Source organism: Streptomyces sp. NPDC001700 (assembly GCF_053596435.1).
The window spans coordinates 103,517-124,146 of the sequence record NZ_JBSFGE010000026.1; the positions used below are offsets into that span (position 1 = coordinate 103,517).

20 protein-coding genes and 1 riboswitch are annotated in these 20,630 nt (G+C 69.3%); of the genes, 10 read left to right on the plus strand and 10 right to left on the minus strand.

The genetic code is table 11. The annotated features are described in order from the left end of the window. Nucleotides 1-64 precede the first annotated feature (64 nt). From eno to ACWC5C_RS34500, 4 genes are all read right to left on the minus strand, one after another. Nucleotides 65-1,345 (minus strand): phosphopyruvate hydratase, encoded by a 1,281-nt coding sequence (gene eno / locus ACWC5C_RS34485; protein ID WP_385446913.1) that lies wholly within the window; start codon nucleotides 1,343-1,345, stop codon nucleotides 65-67. 120 nt (nucleotides 1,346-1,465) lie between these two features. Then, nucleotides 1,466-2,149 (minus strand): transglycosylase family protein, encoded by a 684-nt coding sequence (locus tag ACWC5C_RS34490; protein WP_450881977.1) that lies wholly within the window; start codon nucleotides 2,147-2,149, stop codon nucleotides 1,466-1,468. 6 nt (nucleotides 2,150-2,155) lie between these two features. Further along, nucleotides 2,156-2,323, minus strand: a riboswitch (cyclic di-AMP (ydaO/yuaA leader). A gap of 254 nt (nucleotides 2,324-2,577) precedes the next feature. Beyond that, entirely contained in the window at nucleotides 2,578-3,552 is a 975-nt protein-coding gene (locus tag ACWC5C_RS34495) for a transglycosylase family protein (protein WP_450881979.1), read from the minus strand. Between the two features lie 113 nt (nucleotides 3,553-3,665). Beyond that, on the minus strand, nucleotides 3,666-4,937 hold the full coding sequence (locus ACWC5C_RS34500; protein ID WP_450881981.1) for a cytochrome P450 family protein: 1,272 nt from the start codon (nucleotides 4,935-4,937) through the stop codon (nucleotides 3,666-3,668). Nucleotides 4,938-5,528: 591 nt separating this feature from the next. Between ACWC5C_RS34500 and ACWC5C_RS34505 the strand changes: the two genes are divergently transcribed. From ACWC5C_RS34505 to ACWC5C_RS34535, 7 genes are all read left to right on the plus strand, one after another. Then, nucleotides 5,529-6,644 (plus strand): ATP-binding protein, encoded by a 1,116-nt coding sequence (locus ACWC5C_RS34505; protein WP_385446900.1) that lies wholly within the window; start codon nucleotides 5,529-5,531, stop codon nucleotides 6,642-6,644. Further along, nucleotides 6,641-7,039: a roadblock/LC7 domain-containing protein gene (locus ACWC5C_RS34510; protein ID WP_450881983.1), complete on the plus strand. Its 399-nt coding sequence runs from the start codon at nucleotides 6,641-6,643 to the stop codon at nucleotides 7,037-7,039. Before ACWC5C_RS34505 ends, ACWC5C_RS34510 begins: the two co-directional genes overlap by 4 nt. Further along, a complete protein-coding gene (locus ACWC5C_RS34515) occupies nucleotides 7,036-7,407 on the plus strand; it encodes a DUF742 domain-containing protein (RefSeq protein ID WP_385446899.1) in 372 nt (123 codons plus the stop codon). The genes ACWC5C_RS34510 and ACWC5C_RS34515 overlap by 4 nt, the downstream gene beginning before the upstream one ends. After that, complete coding sequence (locus ACWC5C_RS34520; protein ID WP_385446898.1) at nucleotides 7,382-7,972, plus strand: GTP-binding protein; 591 nt, start codon at nucleotides 7,382-7,384, stop codon at nucleotides 7,970-7,972. The genes ACWC5C_RS34515 and ACWC5C_RS34520 overlap by 26 nt, the downstream gene beginning before the upstream one ends. A gap of 9 nt (nucleotides 7,973-7,981) precedes the next feature. Next, the gene (locus ACWC5C_RS34525; protein WP_450881986.1) at nucleotides 7,982-9,364 is read left to right on the plus strand and encodes a cytochrome P450; all 1,383 of its coding nucleotides are present in this window, start codon (nucleotides 7,982-7,984) and stop codon (nucleotides 9,362-9,364) included. A gap of 150 nt (nucleotides 9,365-9,514) precedes the next feature. After that, nucleotides 9,515-10,774, plus strand: coding sequence for a cytochrome P450 (locus ACWC5C_RS34530; protein WP_450881988.1), 1,260 nt, complete (start codon nucleotides 9,515-9,517; stop codon nucleotides 10,772-10,774). 10 nt (nucleotides 10,775-10,784) lie between these two features. Next, nucleotides 10,785-11,540 carry an enoyl-CoA hydratase/isomerase family protein gene (locus ACWC5C_RS34535; RefSeq protein WP_450881990.1) on the plus strand — a complete coding sequence of 252 codons (756 nt, stop codon included), beginning with the start codon at nucleotides 10,785-10,787 and terminating at the stop codon, nucleotides 11,538-11,540. 44 nt (nucleotides 11,541-11,584) lie between these two features. On the opposite strand, the gene ACWC5C_RS34540 is transcribed toward ACWC5C_RS34535, so the two are convergent. The 3 genes from ACWC5C_RS34540 to ACWC5C_RS34550 all read right to left on the minus strand — a co-directional run bounded on the left by ACWC5C_RS34540 (nucleotide 11,585) and on the right by ACWC5C_RS34550 (nucleotide 13,669). Then, nucleotides 11,585-11,956, minus strand: a complete 372-nt coding sequence (locus tag ACWC5C_RS34540; RefSeq protein WP_450881992.1) for a DUF6479 family protein — start codon at nucleotides 11,954-11,956, stop codon at nucleotides 11,585-11,587. 85 nt (nucleotides 11,957-12,041) lie between these two features. Next, entirely contained in the window at nucleotides 12,042-13,037 is a 996-nt protein-coding gene (locus ACWC5C_RS34545) for a nucleoside triphosphate pyrophosphohydrolase (protein ID WP_450881994.1), read from the minus strand. Nucleotides 13,038-13,051: 14 nt separating this feature from the next. After that, nucleotides 13,052-13,669, minus strand: coding sequence for a SurA N-terminal domain-containing protein (locus ACWC5C_RS34550; RefSeq protein WP_450881996.1), 618 nt, complete (start codon nucleotides 13,667-13,669; stop codon nucleotides 13,052-13,054). A gap of 227 nt (nucleotides 13,670-13,896) precedes the next feature. Here ACWC5C_RS34550 and ACWC5C_RS34555 point away from each other — a divergent pair, with 227 nt between their 5' ends. Beyond that, complete coding sequence (locus ACWC5C_RS34555) at nucleotides 13,897-15,354, plus strand: DUF2079 domain-containing protein (protein WP_450882000.1); 1,458 nt, start codon at nucleotides 13,897-13,899, stop codon at nucleotides 15,352-15,354. A 47-nt stretch (nucleotides 15,355-15,401) separates the two neighbouring features. Here the strand turns inward: ACWC5C_RS34555 and ACWC5C_RS34560 are convergent, their stop codons facing one another. Next, nucleotides 15,402-16,193: a VOC family protein gene (locus ACWC5C_RS34560; RefSeq protein ID WP_450882002.1), complete on the minus strand. Its 792-nt coding sequence runs from the start codon at nucleotides 16,191-16,193 to the stop codon at nucleotides 15,402-15,404. An 86-nt stretch (nucleotides 16,194-16,279) separates the two neighbouring features. Between ACWC5C_RS34560 and ACWC5C_RS34565 the strand changes: the two genes are divergently transcribed. Then, nucleotides 16,280-16,825: an RDD family protein gene (locus ACWC5C_RS34565; protein WP_450882004.1), complete on the plus strand. Its 546-nt coding sequence runs from the start codon at nucleotides 16,280-16,282 to the stop codon at nucleotides 16,823-16,825. An 86-nt stretch (nucleotides 16,826-16,911) separates the two neighbouring features. On the opposite strand, the gene ACWC5C_RS34570 is transcribed toward ACWC5C_RS34565, so the two are convergent. Continuing rightward, nucleotides 16,912-18,168 carry a L,D-transpeptidase gene (locus tag ACWC5C_RS34570; protein ID WP_450882005.1) on the minus strand — a complete coding sequence of 419 codons (1,257 nt, stop codon included), beginning with the start codon at nucleotides 18,166-18,168 and terminating at the stop codon, nucleotides 16,912-16,914. Nucleotides 18,169-18,476: 308 nt separating this feature from the next. Between ACWC5C_RS34570 and ACWC5C_RS34575 the strand changes: the two genes are divergently transcribed. Beyond that, complete coding sequence (locus ACWC5C_RS34575) at nucleotides 18,477-18,776, plus strand: hypothetical protein (RefSeq protein ID WP_450882007.1); 300 nt, start codon at nucleotides 18,477-18,479, stop codon at nucleotides 18,774-18,776. A 25-nt stretch (nucleotides 18,777-18,801) separates the two neighbouring features. On the opposite strand, the gene hutH is transcribed toward ACWC5C_RS34575, so the two are convergent. Further along, nucleotides 18,802-20,346 carry a histidine ammonia-lyase gene (gene hutH / locus ACWC5C_RS34580; RefSeq protein ID WP_450882009.1) on the minus strand — a complete coding sequence of 515 codons (1,545 nt, stop codon included), beginning with the start codon at nucleotides 20,344-20,346 and terminating at the stop codon, nucleotides 18,802-18,804. Nucleotides 20,347-20,630 lie beyond the last annotated feature (284 nt).

Below are 20,630 nucleotides of genomic sequence, written 5' to 3' on the forward strand. Positions count from 1 at the left end.
CGGTACGGGACCGCGGCCGGGGACCGGCGTCAGACGTGTCCGCTCCTCGGAGCCGAGAAGCGGGTCAGCCCTTGAAGCGCGGGAAGGCGGAACGGCCCGCGTACACCGCGGCGTCGTCCAGGATCTCCTCGATGCGCAGGAGCTGGTTGTACTTGGCCACCCGCTCGGAGCGGGCCGGGGCGCCGGTCTTGATCTGGCCGCAGTTGGTGGCGACGGCCAGGTCGGCGATGGTGACGTCCTCGGTCTCACCGGAGCGGTGCGACATCATGCACTTGAAGCCGTTGCGCTGGGCCAGCTCGACGGCGTCGAGGGTCTCGGTCAGCGAGCCGATCTGGTTGACCTTGACCAGCAGCGCGTTCGCGGTGTCGTTCTCGATGCCGCGGGCCAGCCGCTCGGGGTTGGTGACGAACAGGTCGTCACCGACCAGCTGGACCTTGTCACCGAGCTGGTCGGTGATCGTCTTCCAGCCGTCCCAGTCCTCCTCGTTCAGCGGGTCCTCGATGGAGACCAGCGGGTACGCGTCGACCAGCTCGGCGTAGTACGCGGTCATCTCGGACGCGGTGCGGGCCTTGCCCTCGAACTGGTAGACGCCGTCCTTGTGGAACTCGGAGGCGGCGACGTCGAGCGCGAGCGCGATGTCCTGGCCGGGCTGGTAGCCGGCCTTCTTGATGGCCTCGACGATCAGGTCCAGGGCGTCCCGGTTGGAGTCGAGGTTCGGCGCGAAGCCGCCCTCGTCGCCGAGGCCGGTGGACAGGCCTCGCTCCTTCAGCACGCCCTTGAGGGTGTGGTAGACCTCGGCGCCCCAGCGCAGGGCCTCGGAGAAGGACTCCGCGCCGACCGGCGCGATCATGAACTCCTGGATGTCCACATTGGAGTCGGCGTGCGAGCCGCCGTTGAGGATGTTCATCATCGGGACCGGCAGCAGATGCGCGTTCGGACCGCCGAGGTAACGGAAGAGGGGCAGGTCGGACGCCTCGGAGGCGGCGTGTGCCACGGCAAGGGAGACGCCGAGGATGGCGTTGGCGCCGAGCGAGGACTTGTCCGGGGTGGCGTCCAGGTCGAACATCGCCTGGTCGATCAGGCGCTGCTCGGTGGCGTCATACCCGACCAGCTCGGGGCCGATCTGCTCGATGACGGCGAGGACGGCCTTCTCCACGCCCTTGCCGCCGTAGCGGTTCTTGTCGCCGTCACGGAGTTCGAGGGCCTCGAAGGCGCCGGTGGAGGCGCCGGACGGGACGGCGGCACGGCCGGTGCTGCCGTCGTCGAGGCCGACCTCGACCTCGACCGTGGGGTTGCCTCGCGAGTCGAGGATCTCGCGAGCTACGACGACGTCGATGGACGGCACGAGGATCTCCTTCGTATGGGTCTTCGGTAGCAGCATGAGCCTAACCGCACCGAAGCCCCGGCGGGGTGCACCGTGGGGGCGGCGCACCCGGCCGGGGCTCGTTGACTACGGTGTGGCAGTTCAGCTCAGGTGGAGCTGCTGGCCGGGGAAGATCAGGTCGGCCTTCTGGACGATGTTCTTGTTCAGCTCGAAGAGCTTCTTCCAGCCGCCCTTGACGTCCTCGGCCTTGGCGATCTTGCCAAGGGTGTCACCGGACTTGACCTTGTACTCGCCGTCGCCCTTCTTGATCGGGCCGCGGGCCTGGTCGCGCGCGGCCTTCTCGGGCGCGCTGCGCGGCGCGGCCTTCGGCTCGGCGGACGGGGCCTGCTGCTGAGGCTGCGCGGACTCGGACTGGCTCTGCTGCGGCGCGGACGGCGCCGGGGCGGCCGGGGCGCCGCCGGAGGTCAGGCCCTTGCCGCAGACCGGCCAGGCGCCCTTGCCCTGGCTGGCGAGGACCTTCTCGGCTACCTGGATCTGCTGGGCCTTACCGGCTTTGTCGGCCGTCGGAGCGAAGGCGGTACCGCCGAAGGCGGCCCAGGTGGAGGAGGAGAACTGCAGGCCACCGTAGTAGCCGTTGCCGGTGTTGATCGACCAGTTGCCACCGGACTCACACTGCGCGACCTGGTCCCACTGGGAGCTGGTGGCGGCAGAGGCGGACGTCGCACCGATGAGCGGAGTGGCCACAGCGGCTCCGGCGAGGCCGACGAGCGCGGTGATACGGGTGGCCTTGGAGGGACGGCGGTGCTTGCCCTGAGCATTGGACATGTTGGTTCGTTTCCTCACCGACGCCTACGAGGTGAGCTGTCGGGTTCGGGCGTGAGTTGCCCGGCTGGGTACGGAGGTCCGCACCCTGCTTCACCCCTAGCCGTTCGGCCGATTCCGCTGGCCTCCCGGCACTTACCTTGGGTCCCCCGCTCCTGCCTTCGGCGCTGGCGCGTCGGTACCGGACGACCGCCGGCAGGACTCGGCGTGACGGTCGACGGTGCTCGTTGTGGCGAGCGGAAAGACGTTAAACACACGTCCGGGAAACGTTCAAACACCCTTATCGCAGCGAAGAGGGACGTTATCGATCTCACTCGGCCCACATCAGCGCAGGTGGGGCCGGGTGCGGAGAGACCGGACAGGACGGACGCCCCGGGAAATGTGACGAGAGGTATGTCTCACCGGATCCAGATCGGGCAAATCCCCCCGAACTACTGGCCCCTGATGGTGAGGTCAAGTCGCTGACCAGGGACAATGAGATCCGGGTCGGTTCCGATGGCCTTTTCGTTGGACGCGTAGAGCCGACGCCAGTCGCCGCCCAACTCCTGCTTTTCGGCGATTGCTGAAAGATTGTCACCCGGACGCACCGTGTAGCCGCCATCCGAGGGGTTTTTGTCCCGGTCCGTACCGCCACGCGAGGCATGGCCGCTCGGCCGCTCATCCCGGTCCCGTTCGCCCCGGTGCTTCCCCGAAGAGCCCTCGGAGCCGCCCTCGGTGGAGGAGGGGGTCGGCGAGGGGTCGGCGGTGCTGGAGGAGGGGGACGGGGAGGGCGCGTCGCCGTCCGGCCCGTCGGACTCGTCGGGCGAGGCGGAGGCGGAACGGTCCGGCCGCTCCCGCCCGTCGGACCCGTCCGGCGCGCCGGGGGTGTGCGACGCGCGGGGCGTATCCGTCGCGTCGGGGGTCGTACGGGACGAGTCGCCGCCCCGCCCGCCCGAGCCGTCCGAGTCGCCCGAGCCGTCCGAGTCGCCGCGCTGGGCGTCCTGCCGGGGCGGGGGTGCCGTACTGCCCGGGTTCACGTCCGGGGCGTCGCCGCCGTGGCTCAGCCCGGCGTTCAGCGCGCAGCTGGGCCACGCGTCGGGGCCACGGTCGCCGAGGATCGACTCGGCGACGGATATCTGCTGGGAGCGGCTGGCGAGGTCGGGGCGCGGGGCGTAGCTCGTGCCTCCGTACTTCTTCCACATGTCGAGGGTCAGCTGAAGACCGCCGTAGAAGCCGTTGCCCTCGTTGGCGCTCCACATCCCGGCGCTCTCGCACTCGGCGACCCGGTCCCAGGTGGAGGCGGGGGCGGCCTGGGCGCCGGTCGCTCCGAAGAGCGGGATGGCGATGCTCGCACCGGTCACCCCCGCCGCGACGACGATGGCCGGAGCCTGGCGGGGGCGGCGGTGACGTCCGTTCCCGGAAAGCATGCGAATCGCCTCTCGTGTGGGGGCTGGTTTGTCGGTTGAACATAGCGACGTCACACGATCATCACAAGCCGGTGTATCCCAGGTCACGCCATGGTCACGCGGCTGACCGGCAGTCACTTTCCCCAGGTCACCGGGAGGGTGCGCAGCCCGCGCATGATGAGCCCGCCGCGCCAGCGCAGTTCCTCCGGCTCCGCCCCGAGCCGGAGGTCGGGGATGCGGCGCAGCAGGGTGGCGAGGGCGGTCTGGGCCTCCAGTCGGGCCAGCGGGGCGCCCAGGCAGTAGTGGATGCCGTGGCCGTAGCCGAGGTGCTGGTTGTCGGTGCGGGCGAGGTCGAGGGTGTCCGGGCCGGGAAAGCGCTCGGGGTCGCGGTCGGCGGCGGCGAGCACCACCAGCACCGGTTCCCCCTCGGCGATGTGCTGCCCGCCGATGGTGACCGGCTCGGTGGCGAACCGCCAGGTGGCCATCTCCACCGGGCCGTCGTAGCGCAGCAGTTCCTCGACGCCGGTCGCGAGCAGTTCCTCGTCCCCCTCTTCTAGGGACCGTTGCAGCCGGGCGCGCTGTCCGGGGTTGCGCAGCAGCGCGTAGAGGCCGTTGCCGATGAGATTGACGGTCGTCTCGAACCCGGCGAACAAGAGGATGAAGGCCATCGCCGCGGCCTCGTTCTCGGTGAGGTGGTCGCCGTGGTCGCTGGCCCGGATCAGATCGGAGATGAGGTCGTCGCCGAGCGCGGCGCGCTTCCGGTGGATCAACTCGGCCAGATACGCGCGGATCCGCTTCACCGCGCGGGCCACTCCGCCGCGCGGGCCGCCGCCGTGCCGGATCATCGTGGCGGCCCAGTCCCGGAAGTCGTCCTGGTCCTCGCGCGGGACGCCGAGCAGATCGCAGATCGCGTAGATGGGGAGAGGGAAGGCGAACTCATGGATGAGGTCGGCCTCCCCCCGGTCCGCGAAGGCGTCGATGAGGTCGTCGGTCAGCTCGCGCACCCGCGGGGCGAACGCGGCGACGCGGCGCGGGGTGAACGCCTTGGATACCAGCCGCCGCAGCCGGGTGTGGTCCGGAGGATCGATATTGAGCAGATGTGTCGTCAGATCCGCGCGCTGCTCGCCCGGGATGCCCACTTTGCCGCGGGCGTGAGCGGACTCACTGTGGCGCTGGGGGTTCTTCGACAGCCGGGCGTCGGCCAGTGTCTGCCGGGCGTCGGCGTACCGGGTCACGAGCCAGGCCTCGACCCCGCTGGGGAGCGTGGTCCGATGCACCGGGGCGTGCTCGCGTAGCCAGGCGTACGCGGGGTAGGGATCGGTGGCGAACTCCCAGGTGAAGAGGGTGGGAGCGGGGGCAGGACAAGGCTGGTCTGACACGCCCCGACGATACCGGCCGGCGCTCATGGATTCCGATACGCCACTTATCGGAAGTAAATCCATAACGCGCAAGTAAAGCCAATTAATGTCGAAGCAATTCGACGACCATCTCCACACACCCTCCACGATGCGCTCACAGCGCGCGGCGATTGCCCGAAATCTGATGGCTGCGACCATCGCCCACAGCGGCCCGCGACAGGCTCCGCCCAGACCTCCGGCACATGCGCTGACGTCGCCCAATGAGGCAAAATGCGGGGGTGGCTGAAACAGTGTCAGGTGGTTGAATGAGACTCCGGCACATGCACGGGGCCACCTGCCTCTGGTGATACGATCACCGCGCTTGCCAGGCGAGCCAAGGGCCCGTAAGACACACGGCGATCCGGTAAATCAGCCGAGAGGGTTACCACTCTGAGGAGCACTATGCCGCCAGTTGGGCATATGGAGCCGTGCCGGCGCACCCCTGCCTGTGCGCAGCCCACGGCAGGGCCAGTGCGGTGCGCCCCGTTCCCTCGGGTGCCGTACGGGAGCTGACTTACCGCCGCTTCTCCATAACACCCGGATTCTTCTCACGCACCCACCCTTCAGTCCCTGGCGGTCTAGTCGTTTAAAGAGAGTCTTATGACGCATTACATACAGGATCCTGCGCTCTGGGCCCTGATCGCTGGCACGCCTCTCGCCGCAACCGCCATTATCCGCGGGCGAAAAGCGAGAGCGAAGCTCAGTACCGAGAAGGCGGAACTTGAAAACCGAACCGCCGATCTCGAAAACAACTACGCGGCAGCGGTTCAGGATGCTCAGATACGCTCCGAGGAAGCCACCAAGAGCGCACTGAAGTCCGCTATGCGGACGCTTCAGGGTCTCGCCAACGAGCAGCAGCTGGCGATCACGAAGCTGCAGGACCGCTACGGCGAGCACCACATTCTCCAGGACCTGCTGGAGATCGACCACATGAACTCGCAGTTCGGCCGCCGTGCGCAGTCGATCGCCGTTCTGTGCGACGGCTGGCTGGGCCGTCAGCGGGCCGTCGCCTCCGTCTACGACGTGGTACGCAGCGCCAAGGGCCGCATCCGCCACTACACGCGCGTCGAGATCCGCTCCCAGAGCAACTTCGCTCTGGTCAGCCGGGCCGTCGAACCGGTCGCGCTGGCGCTGGCCGAGCTGCTGGACAACGCGACCAGCTACTCCGCCCCGGATTCCCCGATCGACATCACCATCCGCACCGTCCCCAAGGGCGTCTGCATCATCATCGACGACGCCGGCGTCGGTATGAACGAGGAAGAGAAGAACCGGGCCGACGAACTCCTCTCCGCCACGCGCGCGGCGGGTGTCACGGGCCTGGGCAATCCGCCGCAGTTCGGCTTTGCCGTGATCGGCGTGCTCGCTTCCCGCTACGGGTTCACCGTCTCCGTCGATTCGGCCTCTCCCTACGGTGGTGTGCGCGCGGTTGTGCTTCTTCCCGAGGACCTTCTGACCAACATGCCCGAGCCGGAAGAACAGCCCGCACCCCGTACGGAACCGGCGGCCGGGGCCCCCGAGGAGAGCGACGAATCCACCGCGGGCGGATTGCCCAAACGCCGCCGCAAGGGCTCCATCTCCATCGTGCCGCGCTCGGACGCGGCGAACGCCCCCGCCCGGACGAGCGAGCAAACCGCTTCGATCATGGGCGCCTTCCAGCGCGGCACACAGTCCGGTCGCTCCGCAAACCCGAACAGGGAAGGGCATGATCCTCAGTGAACAACGACCTGTCATGGATGCTTGACAGCGCCCTGGAAGTACCCGGGGCACGTCACGCGATCCTGGTTTCCGCCGACGGTCTGCTGATGGCCCGATCTCAAGAGGTCAGGAAGGACGAGGCCGACACCGTCGCCGCCGCGATGAGCGGCATCCAGTCGCTGAGCCGCACGATGGCCGGCTTCTGCGGCGACCCTCAGATGAACTGGCGGCAGACGCTGGTCGAGTTCGACGGCGGCTGGGTCTTCCTCATATCGGCGGGCGAGGGCGCGTACCTGGCGGTCTCCTCGGCGCCCGACGTCGACATGGCCGACATCACCTTCCGTATGCAGCAGCTCGTCGGTCAGCTCGGCAAGGCGCTGACCACACCACCCCGCGAATCGGGCGTTCAGGCATGACCGCGCCGGAGGAGCAGGAGCCCGAGTCCGCCGGATTAGTGCGACCGTACGTCATCACCAACGGCCGCGGGCTCCCGGACAGCGACCAGTTCAACCTGATCACCCTGGTCACCGCCTCCGAACAGAGACGTGCCCCGACGCTCGACCCGGAGAAGCGGAGCCTGCTGGACCTGTGTTCAGGGGGCTATCTCTCGGTCGCCGAGATCGCGGGCCACATGGGGCTGCCGATCGGCATCGTCAAGGTCCTGCTGTCCGACCTGTCGTCGGACGGCTATCTCGTCACGCGCGCCCCCGCGCCTCCCGCCCAGCTCGTCGACGTTTCGCTCCTTCAGGAGGTACTGGATGGTCTCCAGGCCCGCTTCGGATGAGGACGTCTATCTGGACGACGCGGTGCAGATCGCGGCCAAGATCCTGGTCGTGGGGCACTTCGCGGTCGGAAAGACGACGTTCATCGGCACCATGTCGGAAATACCCCCGCTGCGCACCGAGGAACGGATGACGCAGGCCGGTGCGCACGTCGACGATCTGATGGGCACCCGGGGCAAGACCACGACCACCGTGGCCATGGACTTCGGCCGCCTCACGCTCAGCGAACGGCTGGTCCTCTATCTCTTCGGCACACCCGGACAGGAGCGCTTCGTCCAGGTGTGGGAGGACATGACAAAGGGCGCGCTCGGAGCGCTGATCCTGGTCGATCCGGAACGCCTCAAGGAATCCTTCCCGGTGATCGACCTGGTCGAGCAGTACGGACTTCCCTACGCGATTTCCGTCAACCACTTCGACGGCACACCGGCCCGCCCCGATGAGGAACTGCGCGAGGCGCTGGATCTGCTGCCCGAGACACCTGTCGTCACCTGTGACGCACGTGACGAGAAGTCATCGGCCAACGCGCTGATGGCGCTTGTTCGTTACCTGCAGGAACGTACCCGCTAGGAGCACGTAATGGAGACACAATCGGACTTCCCGGGTCCGCCGCCGGGTTGCCCTGCCCATCGCGGCGGCGGTGAGCGGGTGCCGCTGCACGGACCCGAGTTCGCGGCCGACCCGGAAGCCTTCTACACGCACCTGCGGTCGTACGGGCCGATCGCACCGGTCGAGCTGTCCCCCGGCGTGCCGGCCATGCTCGTCACGGACTACTCGGCGGCCCTCCAGGTGCTGCAGAACCCGGATGCCTTCGCCAAGGATGCCCGCCGATGGCGTGATTTCAACGAAGGCAAAGTGCCGCAGAACAGTCCGGTTGTGCCCATGCTGGGATATCGCCCGAACTGTCTGTTCACCGATGGGGCGGAGCATCTGCGGCTGCGCCAGGCGGTGACGGACAGCCTCGCGGGCGTGGACCCGCACTGGCTGAGCCGCCATGTCGAGCAGGTCGCCGCCTACCTCATCGCCCAATTCAGCTCCCGGGGCACGGCCGATCTGCTCAACGAATACTCCAAGATGCTGCCGCTCCTGGTCTTCAACGAGCTTCTCGGCTGCCCGCCGGAAATCGGTGACCGACTGGTCTTCGGCACCTCCGGGATTTTCGACGGCGGAGTCGACGCGGAAAAGGCCAACGAGGAGCTGACCCAGGGCCTGCTGGAGCTGGTCGCACTCAAGCGGCGGCAGCCGGGAAACGATGTCACCTCGCGGCTGATGCAGCACGGCGCGAAGCTGAGCGACGAGGAGATGATTCATCAGCTCGTGATGCTCATCTCGGCCGGTACGGAACCCCAGCGGAACCTCATCTCCAACGGCCTCTACCTCATGCTGTCCGACGAGCGGTACTCGGGCGGCGGACTGCTGGTGGAGGACGCCATCGATGACGCCCTCTGGAACCTGGCCCCGATGGCGAACTACGCCCCGCACTATCCCGTGCAGGACACCGAATTCGGTAACGCTCGGCTTTCTGCGGGCGATTTGGTTCTCATCAGCTTCGCGGCGGCAAATACGGATCCCAAACTCTCCTCGTCCCGCCAGGTCCTGAGCAAGCGGGCCCATCTCGCGTGGAGCGCGGGACCGCACGCCTGCCCGGCCAAGGACCCCGCTCAGCTCATCGCCGTGGCGGCCATCGAGAAGCTGCTCAACACGCTTCCCGACATCGAGCTGGCGGTCCCGCTCTCCAGCCTGGCCTGGCGTCCCGGCCCGTTCCACCGGGCGCTGGCCGAGCTGCCCGCCCGCTTCGCCCCGGTGCAGCCCCGGCGGATCGCCGCACCCCCGTCCGGGCAGCGGCAGACCGCCCCGACCGCACCGTCGGCCACTCCTTCGACAGCGCCTCGACGCCACGCCCAGGAAAAGCCGGAGAAGGGTAGCTGGTGGAGCTCCTTCCTGGCCTGGTGGAAGGTGTGACGTTGTCCACAGTCCAAACCGTTTGCACCGTGAATGAATGTTCAATCACGGGGGTAGAACCTATCGCGAATTCGCGTGATCCATACGTCACTCTCGGTAATTCACGCGAAAAGAGATAAGCATGCCCGGGGTATTGGACTTGAAGGAGTCATGGTGGAATCTGTCGCTGCCGGCAGCATTGTCGACCGACGATCCGTAGTTTCACTCATGTCCCGCCTTCGCTCATCGCGAGGGCAATCAAACCCCTATCCGATCTACGCGGAACTCAGGGCGATGGGAGATGTTGTGCCCGCGCCCTGGGGCGGCTTTCTACTCCTCTCCCATGATGTCTGCGACCAGGTACTGCGCAGCAAGAAATGGGCGACCTTCGACGCTGAATGGCGGGCGCGCCAGGGCGATGTGAATCGTTGGAACGCGCCCGCGTCTCAGCAGCTCAGTAAAACCCTGCAAGGGCTGAATCCGCCGGTGCACACCCTGCAGCGGCGGTCCCTGGGCAATATATTCGACCGATTCACCCTCGATTCCCTCGAAAGACCGGTCACGCGCATCGCCGACGCACTGCTCGACCGGCTCGGCGAGCAGCTGCGCACCACCAAGGAAGCGGATTTCGCTACCATGGTCGGCGAGGAAATGCCAGCGGCGACAATCAGCCACTGGCTAGGCCTCCCGGAGTCGGATCACGACCTCCTCAAGTCCCTGACCCACGGTCAGGGACTCGCCCAGGAACTCTTGCCCTCCAAGAGTCAGCTCGCCCAGGCGAACCAGGCCGCCGAGGGCCTGCGCGACTACTTCACCGAGGTCATCCGGGAGCGTCGGCGGAACCCCGGGGACGACGTCATCTCGGACTGGATCCGCACCTGGAACGAGATCGAACCGGACCGCTCGGTCGCCGACGAAACCCTCTACCACCTGGTGATGTTCATCGTCATCGCCTCGATGGAGACCACCTCCACGCTGCTCTCCAACATGGTGTGGCTGCTCGATCAGCACCCCGGCACCGCGGCCTGGCTGCGGTCCCATCCCGAGCAGGTGCCGCAGGCCGTCGAGGAAGTGCTCCGCTACGACTCGCCGATCCATCTGACCACCCGGGTCGCCACCGAGGACACCATTCTCGGCGGCTATCGCATATCGAGGGACGAGGTGGTCCACGTGATGCTGGGCGCCGCCAACCACGACCCGGCGCAGCACACCGATCCCGACACCTTCGACGTCCTGCGCACGGGAAGTCATCTCGGTTTCGGCGGCGGAATCCACTACTGCATCGGAGCGGCCCTGGCCCGGCTGGAGGCCACCGTTCTGCTGAAGTCCCTCGTCAGGCGTTTTCCGACCCTCCGCGTCAGCGCGCCTCCCGTTTGGGAGCCGCGGGTCGCCTTCCGGCGGCTCACCGCGCTGCATGTGACCGAGCGCTGAGAGGACAGGCATGTTCGACGACGTCAAAACCCTGCACGTCAGCGGTGATGGGCCCGAACTCCGAGTGGAACTCAACACTCCGGAATCCGGTAACGCGATCAGCGAGGAGATTCTCGACGATCTCCTCGCGGTGCTGGATGAAGTGCACAACCGGCCGGACATACGGGTGTTGGTGCTCTCGGGCGCCGGACCCGATTTCTGCCGGGGCGGAGACCGCCACGAATTCAGCGGACAACTTAACCACGACCCCACCGGATCAGGGCTGCGGACCATCGGCGGCAAGGCACGCAGAGTATGCGACGCCCTCGCCACCACACCCGCCGTCACCATCGCCCGGCTGCACGGACAGGTCATCGGGGCGGGCCTGGCCCTCGCCCTCTTCTGCGATCTGCGCGTCGGCGCGTTCGACAGCCGCTTCCGGCTGCCCGAACTCGCCCTCGGCCTCCCGGCCGCCTGGGGCGGTTCACTGCCGCGGCTGCTGCACGAGGTGGGCGCCGCCAGGATCCGCGAACTGATCCTGACCGGGGACAGCTTCGACGCCGTCCGGGCGGAACAGCTGTCCGTGCTGCACCGGGTGGTCCCCGAAGCCGGGCTGGACGACGCCGTCACGGAGTGGTCCAAGCCCGTACTGCGGCGCTCCGCGGCGGCCCTGCGCACCACCAAGGCGCTGCTGAACTCCTACGCGTCCGCCTCCCGGCTCGGCGACACCACCCTGCTGGACGCGGAGGTGCTGTCGGCCGTGGTCGCGGCGGGACGCCAGCGGTAGGACGTCAGCGGCTGACCGTCAGCCGGGGACACCCCGACCGGCGGTCAGCCGCTGCCGCCCGAGCCCGCGTCCCTGGTGCCGGAGCCGCCCAGCTGGTGCGGGCGGCGCCGGACGCCGTCCGGCGCCAGCTCCTCGGGCTCCCGGTGCCGCGTCTGGTAGCCGACCCGGTCCTGATCGTCCTGATGTCCTGGGCCGTGCCCCGCCTGCCGCGCCTCCCGCGCGCTCTCGTCCACCTGCTGCCAGGCGCCGGACCGGGGCTTCGGCTCCTGGGTCGGGACCGGTTCGCGGGCCCGCAGCCGGATGCCCCACCAGATGGCCGCGATGAGGATCACGACCACCACGATGCCGACGATCAGCGGTGCCGTCCCGACCACGAAGTCGTGGGGCACGGCGAGGTCCATGGCGTACGTATCCATGGCGGCCGGGTACCCCGGTGCGCGGGCTCAACCCCCGTGCCGTTCAGCACGCACCGTTCAGCACGCACCGTTCAGCGCGTCCCGCTCAGGCCGGGCCCTCCGCCGCCAGGATCGCGTCCCGGTAGGCGCGGGCCGCCGCGCGCAGCGCCGTCTCCGGCTCGACCCCGGCCTCCTTGGCGCGGACCGCGAGCGCCAGCAGTTCGTAGCCGAAGCCCTCGCCGTCCGGAAGGGCGACCGCGAGACCGGCGGTACGGGTGCGGGAGGCGAGCTGGGCGGTCAGGGCGAGGGCGGGCTGACCGAGCGGCACCCCTTCGGTGACCGAATCGCGCTGCTTCTCGGCCGTCTTGGTGCGCAGCCAGTGCTCCTTGACGTCCTCGGCGGTCTCCGCGACCTCCTCGCCGAACACATGCGGATGGCGGCGGATCAGCTTGTCCACGATGCCACCGGCCACATCGTCGATCGCGAACGGCTCGTCCTCGTCCTCCTGCGCGATCCGGGCGTGGAAGACGACCTGGAGCAGCACATCGCCCAGCTCCTCGCGCAGCGCCTCCCGGTCGCCCTCCTCGATGGCCTCGACGAGTTCGTACGCCTCCTCGATGCCGTACTTGACCAGCTCCTCGTGGGTCCGCGCGCCGCTCCACGGGCACTCCGCCCGGATCCGGTCCATCACCTGGACCAGGTCGAGCAGCCGGGCGCCCGGCAGGTCGTACGAACCGGGCAGCAGCTCCAGGTCCGGCATGGCCTCGCGGCCCGAACCCGCCAGCCGGGCCAGCCCGTCGGTCAGCGCGGACTCGCCGTCAGCCGAGGTGATCACGACGGCGCTGCGGCCGCCCTCCGCGACGCAGTAGTCGACCAGCTCGCGCGCCGCCGGGACCGTGTGCTCGACCTCGATGCCCGCCTCGCGCAGATACGGCAGCTGCGGATGGTGATCGTCCCCGCACAGCACCCGGTCCGCCCCGCGCAGCGCCTGCCAGGCGGGCCAGGAGAGCAGCCCGGGCGCCACCCGGTGGCTGGTGGTGAGGAGGACGACACGGCCGGTGGCGAGGCCGGAGGCGGAGGCGGCGGAGTCAGGCGTGGTCACCCTTGAAACGTAACCTACGCCGGTTGCCGGTCGGCCGTGGAGGTGCGCAGCCAGGCCTCCTTGGCGAGGACCGCGGTGCCCTTGGTGTCGTCCCAGTTGCCGTAGCGCGGGTTGACCTTGATGGCGAGGTCCTTGGAGGTGCGAGTGAAGACCGCGTTGACCTTGGCGACGCCGAGCTTGCGCAGCAGCGCGGTACGGGTCAGCTCCATGCGGACCGCGTCGTCGATCTGGTCCGGGGCGATGCCCTGCTCCAGGTAGGCGGCGCGCAGCGCGGCGGCCCCGCCGGACTGCTGCTCGGCGGCGGCTCGGGCGCGCTGCACCGCGCGGCGGCTGACGCCGATGCCGTTGTCCTGTCCGGCCCGCTCGATGACCTTGAACTGGATCATGCGGATCAGGGTGTTCTGGGTCAGCTGGCCGCTGGCGGCGACCAGCTCGTCCGCCCTCGGGGAACCGGTCTGCGCGTCCCGTACGTCCTTCACCTGGGCCTGGAGCTGCGACTCGGTGATCCGGCCGTCGTCCAGCACGGCCGCGGAACCGGCCCGCGGAGTGCCCCCGCAGGCGGTGAGGAGGGGGGCGCAGACCAGCAGGGCGGACGCGGCGGAGAAGGAGAGCGCAGTACGGCGGCGGATCATTGAGCCTCCCGGCAGAGATCGTGCGGCGCGACAAACGATCTGGCGTTGATCGATGGTATGGAGTCGGCGCGGCCTAGGCCACTGCTTGGACAACGATTCACCCCGGTCTTGGTCAGCGTCCGGCCGAGATCCAGCGGAGATGCGACCGCCCCGCCCCCGTCGCGTATCTTTTCGACCGGACCGCCCCGCCCCCGCGCCCCGCATGCCCCTCATGACAAGGACCCTGGATGGACACGGCAGCGACAGCCCCGCCCGGCACCACCGCCGAAGGGGCGACCGCCGCCGCCACGGGCAGGGAGCGGCTGCGCGCCCGGGCGGTGGCGCTGCGCCGGCCACGGCTGGACCCGTACTGGCTGGCCCTCGGCCTGTTCGCCGCGTTCGCGACCCTGTCGGTCTGCCGCTACCGCCGCATGGCCACCATGTCGTGGGACCTGGGCATCTTCGAGCAGGCGATACGGGCGTACGCGCACTTCCAGGCCCCGATAGCCGACCTCAAGGGCCCCGGCGCCAACATCCTCGGCGACCACTTCAGCCCCATCACCGCCCTGCTCGCGCCGCTCTACCGGATCTTCCCGAGCCCGGTCACGCTGCTCGTCGCGCAGGCCGCCCTGTTCGCGCTCTCCGCCGTCCCCGTCACCCGGACCGCCGCCCGGCTGCTCGGCCGGGCCCGGGGGCTCGCGATCGGCGCCGCGTACGGACTGGCCTGGGGCCTCCAGCGCGCCGTGGACTTCGACTTCCACGAGATCTGCTTCGCCGTCCCGCTCATCGCCTTCTCCCTCGAAGCCGTCATCCTCCGGCGCTGGTACGCGGCGATGCTGTGGGCCGCCCCGCTGGTCTTCGTCAAGGAGGACATGGGCGCCACGGTCGCCGCGATCGGCGTCGTCATCGCGATACGCGCCCTGCGCGAGCGGGTGCCGGGCATCGCGCCGCTCGCCGTCGCCCTCATGGGCTTCGGCGTGCTGGTCTCGGCGCTCGCGCTCGGCGTCATCATCCCCGGCTTCAACGGGGCCGGTTCGTACGACTACTGGGACAAGGTCGGCAGCGGCGGCTCGGACGCCACCATCCCCGTCCTCACCGCGCTGCGCACCCTGCTGTGGGTGCTGCTGCCGACCACCGGGCTGCTCGCGCTGCGCTCCCCGCTGCTGTTGGCCGCGCTGCCCACCCTCGGCTGGCGCTTCGTCTCCCACGACGAGCACTACTGGGGCACCGACTGGCACTACAGCGCGGTGCTGATGCCCGTCGTCTTCCTGGCCCTGGTCGACGCGCTCGACCGGATCAAGGCCAGCCGCCGCGACTGGCTCGTCCGTTACGCCCGTCAGATACCCGCCGCGGTCTGCGCCGCGGCCCTGGCCCTGACCACCGCGCTGCCGCTCGGCGGGCTCACCGAGGAGACCACCTACCGCAAGCCGCCCACCGTGAGCGCGGTGGAGCGGCTGCTGGACCGGATACCCGACGGCGCGACGGTCGAGGCCAACGTCGGCCCGATAGCCCGCCTCACCAGCCGCTGCCGGGTCTTCTGGGTCGGCTCCACGCAGGGCGTCACCCCGCAGTACCTGGCCCTGGCCGAGCCGCCGGACCGCACGGTGCGGCAGGAGCTGGACTACGCGAAGCAGCTGCACCCCAAGGCGCGGTACGAGGCGCTGGCGTCCGCCGGGGGCTACTGGCTGCTGAAGCTCAAGACCTGAACCTCAAGACCTGAACCTCAAGACCTGACGCTCGAGAGACCTGAAGCTCAAGACTGCATCGGCTGCGGGGCGATGACCGCGAACGGCGCGCCCTGCGGATCCTGCACCAGGGCCATCCGCCCGGCGACCATGTCGAACGGCGGCTTCAGCACCGTCCCGCCCTCCGCCGACAGCTTCGCCACCGTCCGGTCGACGTTGTCGACCGAGAAGTAGATCAGCCAGTGCGAGGGCGTTCCGGACGGGACCCCTTCACGCAGCGTCTGGAGCCCGCCGACCGTGCGGCCGTTCACGCTGAGGGCGTAGTAGTCCCCGGCGTCGCCCTCCATGGCTGTGGTTTCGATGCCGAGCGCCTCCGCGTAGAACGTGCTCGCCGCCTCGCGGTCGCTGGTGTTCAGCTCGTTCCACACCAGCGCGCCCGGTTCGTTGACGATGCCCGCCCCGGGGAACTGCCGCGCCTCCCAGACGCCGAACACGGCCCCGGTGGGGTCGGCCGCCACCATCATCTTCCCGAGGTCCATCACGTCCATGACGGGCAGCAGCACGGTGCCGCCGTTGCGGCTGATCGCCTCCGAGGTGGCCTGGGCGTCGGTGGAGGCGAAGTAGGTGGTCCAGACGGTCGGCGGCGCGGGCTGGTCGTCCATCGCCTGCGCGGCCATCACCCCCGCCACCGGGTGGTCCTTGAGCGTGCAGACCGTGTACCCGCCGAACTCGGCCGGGCCGACCTCCCCGGACCAGCCGAACAGGCCGGTGTAGAAGTCGAGGGCGGCCTGCTGATCGGAGGCCGTCAGATCGACCCAGCAGGGGGTGCCGGGCTGGTAGGGCGCGCTGAATTCGGGCATCGGGTGCCTCCCGGTCGGACCTCTGCGCTCAATTCTCCTCCGGTGCGGCGGGAGCGCCACTCGGCGGCTTTGGCAAGATTTCGATCATGATTGATCCACGGGGGCAGCAACAGCCCTATCCGCACTCCCCTCCGCCCAACCCCTACGCACAGCCGTACGGCCAGCCCGGCACGCCTCCTCCGCAGCCGGTACAGGTCCCGGAGCCCGCCGGTGACGAGCGGCGCATGTTCGCGGCGGCGGTGGACTGCGTCCTCGCCCTGGGCGGCGGCGTCCCCCTCGGCATGGACGTCCTCCCGAAGCTCAAGGTCGAGGTCGAGCCCCTGTTCCTGGCCGTGGCCTGCGTATTCGGGCTGTCGATCATCAACCAGGTGCTGGGCGCCTGGATCTTCCGGGCCTCGCTCGGCAAGTGGATGCTGCGGATGCGCGTGGTGCGGGAGACCGACGCCGGGCGGCCGGGGTTCTGGCGGCTGGTCCACCGGTGGCTGCTCGGGATGACCTGGCTGCCGATGCAGCCGCTGCGCTATCTGACCTGCGCGGACGGCGATCCGTACGAGGACCACTGCAAGGTGCGGTACGTGCGCCTCAAGGACCTGCGGCGGCTGCGGCACCGGATGATGACGGGGAACCAGTAGGAGAACCAGCAGGCCAGAAAACGCCGGGCGGCGGCCGACCCCCTCGGGGCCGACCGCCGCCCGGCGGCGCAGGTTCGGACGCGGCGTCAGGCGCCGGTCGCGCTGCCCGCCACCCACTGGCTCCAGTCCATGTTCCAGCCGTTGAGGCCGTTGTCCGGCTTCACGGTCTGGTCGTTGGAGTTCTTCACCACAACGATGTCACCGATCTGGGAGTTGTCGTAGAACCAGGCGCCCTGCGTGTTCGGGTCGTTGGCGCCCTTGGTGTCCGCCAGGCCCACACAGCCGTGGCTGGTGTTCTGGCTGCCGAAGATCGACTTGGCACCCCAGTAGTTGCCGTGGATGAAGGTGCCCGAGGTGGACAGCCGCATGGCGTGCGGCACGTCCTTGATGTCGTACTCGCCCTTGCCGTCGTCGTCCGTGAAGCCGACCGTCGCACCGTTCATCCGGGTCTCCTTGAACTTCTCGGAGATCACCATCTGACCGTTGTAGGTGGTGTTGTCGGGGCTTCCGGCCGAGATCGGGATCGTCTTGATCAGCTTGCCGTCGCGCACGACCTTCATGGTCTTGGCCTTGGCGTCGACCGTGCTGACCTGGGAGTGGCCGACCTTGAACGTGACGGTCTTCTCCTGGACGCCCTTCACACCCGACGACGCCTCGACGCCGTCCAGGTCGAGCTTCAGGGTGACGGTGGAGTTGGCCTTCCAGTACTCCTTCGGACGCAGGTCCAGCCGCTGGCCGCTGAACCAGTGGCCGACGACCTCCTGGCCGCTGCTGGAGGTGACCTTGATGTGGGACTGGACGTCCTTCTTGTTGGTCACCGCCTTGTCGAAGTTGATCGACACCGGCATGCCCACGCCGACCGTCGAGCCGTCCTCCGGCGTGAAGTTGCCGATGAAGCTGTTGGACGGGGAGACCGTGGTGAAGGAGGAGTGCTCCGTGGCCTTGCGGCCGTCGGAGTCCTTGGCGGACGCGCTGATCTTGTACTGGGTGGACCGCTCCAGCTGCCCGTCCGGCTTCCAGGAGGTCCCGTCAGACGATATGGATCCGGCCACCTCTGAGCCGTCGGCCTTGGAGGTCATGGTCACCGAGGTGAGCTTGCCTCCGCTGACGCTGACCTTGGTGTCGCGGTTGATGCCCGCATCCGTCGCACCAGTCTTCGGTGTGATCTTGATTTGGGCGTCGGAGGCGTCCTTGGCGGCCGCCTCGTCCACCTGCGACTGCCCCTTGCCACCGCCCTTGCTGTCGCTGCTGTCGCCGTCCCCGCCACAGGCGGCGAGAGTCAGTACGCCGCTGAGCACGGCGGCCGCGGCCACCAGCCCCCTACGGCGCTTGCCGTACGTCATCACACGTATCTCCATTTACGACTGGACCCCAGAAACCCAAGACCTATCCAGCAAGACCTATCCAGGAAGAACGCCTGTACCTTTTGGTCGGTTCCACGCCCAGTAAAACTGTGCGCGAGGCCACTTAGCAAAGACGCTGGTCCAGCTTATGACGCAGCGCCGTGAATCCGGACAAACCGTGACAGGCAAGGATTAGTCATATGGTGCGGAGGGGGCCTCCGCCCCGGTTCGCTACCGCCTCACCCCATTGAGTCACTACCATCGGGGACACGGAGTCAATTCGCCGCTGCCTCAAGGGGGATGCCGTAGTGTCCGCACGCCGACCGCTGCTGACCGCCGCCGCGGCCGGTTCGCTGCTCTGCGCCCTGTGGTTCGTCCCCTCGGCCAATGCGACGGTCGAGAGCGACGGCGGCCGTCCGTCCTCCGATAGCCGCATCGAGCAATCCCAGCCCCGCACCGAGGCCGTCCCGGACGAAAACCTCGCCGACACCGGCAGCGTGGACGTCACCCCGTACCTCGCCGGAGGCACGGCCTTCCTGGGGCTCGGGGTCACGCTGGTGACCGCCTCCGCGCGCCGTACGCGCGCGGAGGCGTCCCGACTTATTTGAGCGCGATTTATTTGAGCGCGCTCCGTCAGGCCAGCGGCCCGGTCACCGACTCGACCGCCTCGGCCAGCTTCCCGGACCGTACGAACGCCTCGGCGGCCGCCAGGTCCGGCGCCAGGTAGCGGTCCCCGCCCGGGCCCTCGACGCCCGCCGCGCGCACCGCCGCCAGCACCGCCCGGGTCGCGGGCGCGGGCACCAGGCCCTCCCGCAGCTCCACCGCGCGGGCCGCCGCGACCAGTTCGATCGCGAGCACCCGGGTCAGGTTGTCCACCACCGTGCGCAGCTTGCGCGCCGCGGACCAGCCCATGGAGACGTGGTCCTCCTGCATCGCGGAGGACGGGATCGAGTCCACCGAGGCGGGCACCGCGAGCCGCTTCAGCTCGCTCACCAGCGCCGCCTGGGTGTACTGCGCGATCATCAGCCCCGAGTCCACGCCCGGGTCGCCCGCCAGGAAGGGCGGCAGCCCGTGCGAGCGGTTCTTGTCCAGCAGCCGGTCGGTACGGCGCTCCGCGATCGAGGCGAGGTCGGCCGCCGCGACGGCGAGGAAGTCCAGGACGTACGCGACGGGCGCGCCGTGGAAGTTGCCGTTCGACTCGACCCGGCCGTCCGGCAGCACCACCGGATTGTCCACGGCGGACGCCAGCTCCCGGTCCGCCACCAGCCGGGCGTGCGCGAGCGTGTCCCGGCCCGCGCCCGCGACCTGCGGGGCGCAGCGGATCGAGTACGCGTCCTGGACGCGCGGCGCGTCGTCCTGGTGGTGCCCGGTGAGCCCGGAACCGTCCAGCACCCGCAGCATGTTGTCCGCGCTGGCCGCCTGCCCGGGGTGCGGGCGGATGGCGTGCAGCTCGGGCGCGAGCACCCGGTCCGTACCGAGCAGCGCCTCCAGCGACAGCGCGGCGGTCACATCGGCGACGGTGTAAAGCCGGGCCAGGTCGGCGCACGCCATGAGCAGCATGCCGAGCATCCCGTCCGTCCCATTGAGCAGCGCGAGCCCCTCTTTCTCCCGCAGCTCGACCGGCTCGATCCCATGCGCGGCCAGCAGCTCCGCGGCGGGCCGCACCTCCCCGTCCGGGCCCTCGGCCTCGCCCTCCCCCATCAGCGCGAGCGCGCAGTGGGACAGCGGCGCGAGGTCGCCGGAGCAGCCGAGGGAGCCGTATTCGTGCACGACGGGCGTGATCCCCGCGTTGAGCAGCGCCGCCATCGTCTCCACGACCACGGGCCGCACCCCGGTATGGCCCGACGCGAGCGTCTTGAGCCGCAGGAACATCAGCCCCCGCACCACCTCGCGCTCCACCCGCGGCCCCATCCCGGCCGCGTGCGACCGCACGATGTTGCGCTGCAGCTGGGCGCGGAGGTCGGGGCTGATGTGGCGCACGGCGAGCGCGCCGAAACCGGTGGAGACGCCGTACACGGGCTCGGGCTTGGCCGCCAGGTCATCAATCACCCGCCGCGCGGCGGCGACGGCCGCGACCGCCTCCTCCGCCAGCTCAACCCGAGCCCCGCCCCGCGCCACGGCGACAACGTCCTCGGCGCGCGTCCCGGACGTTCCCACCACCACAGTGTGCATATCCATATTCAGGCACCCTAGAGAGTGAATCCCCAAGTGTCACCCCGCGCCTTCCTCAACCCGGGGGCTCCGCCCCCACACCCCCGCTCCTCAATCGCCGGAGGGGCTGGGGGTGGCGCATCCCGCCCCGAACCCAGTGCAGCCCCACCGGGGCCCGGAGCACAGCCCCGCCAGGGCCCCAGCGACGCAGCCCCACCCGGGGCCTGGGGCACGGGGACACAGCCCCACCCCCCCGGGGGTTGAGCGAGGTCGTCCTCTCCTTGGCGGAGAGCTTGGACCAGATGTGCCGG

What these genes read in the sequence shown, in the direction of transcription:
- ACWC5C_RS34540 (WP_450881992.1), bottom strand. Translation starts at nt 11,956, where the DNA reads ATGGATACGTACGCCATGGACCTCGCCGTGCCCCACGACTTCGTGGTC.
- ACWC5C_RS34530 (WP_450881988.1), top strand. Translation starts at nt 9,515, where the DNA reads ATGGTGGAATCTGTCGCTGCCGGCAGCATTGTCGACCGACGATCCGTA.
- ACWC5C_RS34500 (WP_450881981.1), bottom strand. Translation starts at nt 4,937, where the DNA reads ATGAGCGCCGGCCGGTATCGTCGGGGCGTGTCAGACCAGCCTTGTCCT.
- ACWC5C_RS34565 (WP_450882004.1), top strand. Translation starts at nt 16,280, where the DNA reads ATGATTGATCCACGGGGGCAGCAACAGCCCTATCCGCACTCCCCTCCG.
- ACWC5C_RS34560 (WP_450882002.1), bottom strand. Translation starts at nt 16,193, where the DNA reads ATGCCCGAATTCAGCGCGCCCTACCAGCCCGGCACCCCCTGCTGGGTC.
- ACWC5C_RS34525 (WP_450881986.1), top strand. Translation starts at nt 7,982, where the DNA reads ATGGAGACACAATCGGACTTCCCGGGTCCGCCGCCGGGTTGCCCTGCC.
- ACWC5C_RS34515 (WP_385446899.1), top strand. Translation starts at nt 7,036, where the DNA reads ATGACCGCGCCGGAGGAGCAGGAGCCCGAGTCCGCCGGATTAGTGCGA.
- ACWC5C_RS34520 (WP_385446898.1), top strand. Translation starts at nt 7,382, where the DNA reads ATGGTCTCCAGGCCCGCTTCGGATGAGGACGTCTATCTGGACGACGCG.
- hutH (WP_450882009.1), bottom strand. Translation starts at nt 20,346, where the DNA reads ATGGATATGCACACTGTGGTGGTGGGAACGTCCGGGACGCGCGCCGAG.
- ACWC5C_RS34495 (WP_450881979.1), bottom strand. Translation starts at nt 3,552, where the DNA reads ATGCTTTCCGGGAACGGACGTCACCGCCGCCCCCGCCAGGCTCCGGCC.
- ACWC5C_RS34570 (WP_450882005.1), bottom strand. Translation starts at nt 18,168, where the DNA reads ATGACGTACGGCAAGCGCCGTAGGGGGCTGGTGGCCGCGGCCGCCGTG.
- ACWC5C_RS34550 (WP_450881996.1), bottom strand. Translation starts at nt 13,669, where the DNA reads ATGATCCGCCGCCGTACTGCGCTCTCCTTCTCCGCCGCGTCCGCCCTG.
- ACWC5C_RS34490 (WP_450881977.1), bottom strand. Translation starts at nt 2,149, where the DNA reads ATGTCCAATGCTCAGGGCAAGCACCGCCGTCCCTCCAAGGCCACCCGT.
- ACWC5C_RS34535 (WP_450881990.1), top strand. Translation starts at nt 10,785, where the DNA reads ATGTTCGACGACGTCAAAACCCTGCACGTCAGCGGTGATGGGCCCGAA.
- ACWC5C_RS34555 (WP_450882000.1), top strand. Translation starts at nt 13,897, where the DNA reads ATGGACACGGCAGCGACAGCCCCGCCCGGCACCACCGCCGAAGGGGCG.
- ACWC5C_RS34505 (WP_385446900.1), top strand. Translation starts at nt 5,529, where the DNA reads ATGACGCATTACATACAGGATCCTGCGCTCTGGGCCCTGATCGCTGGC.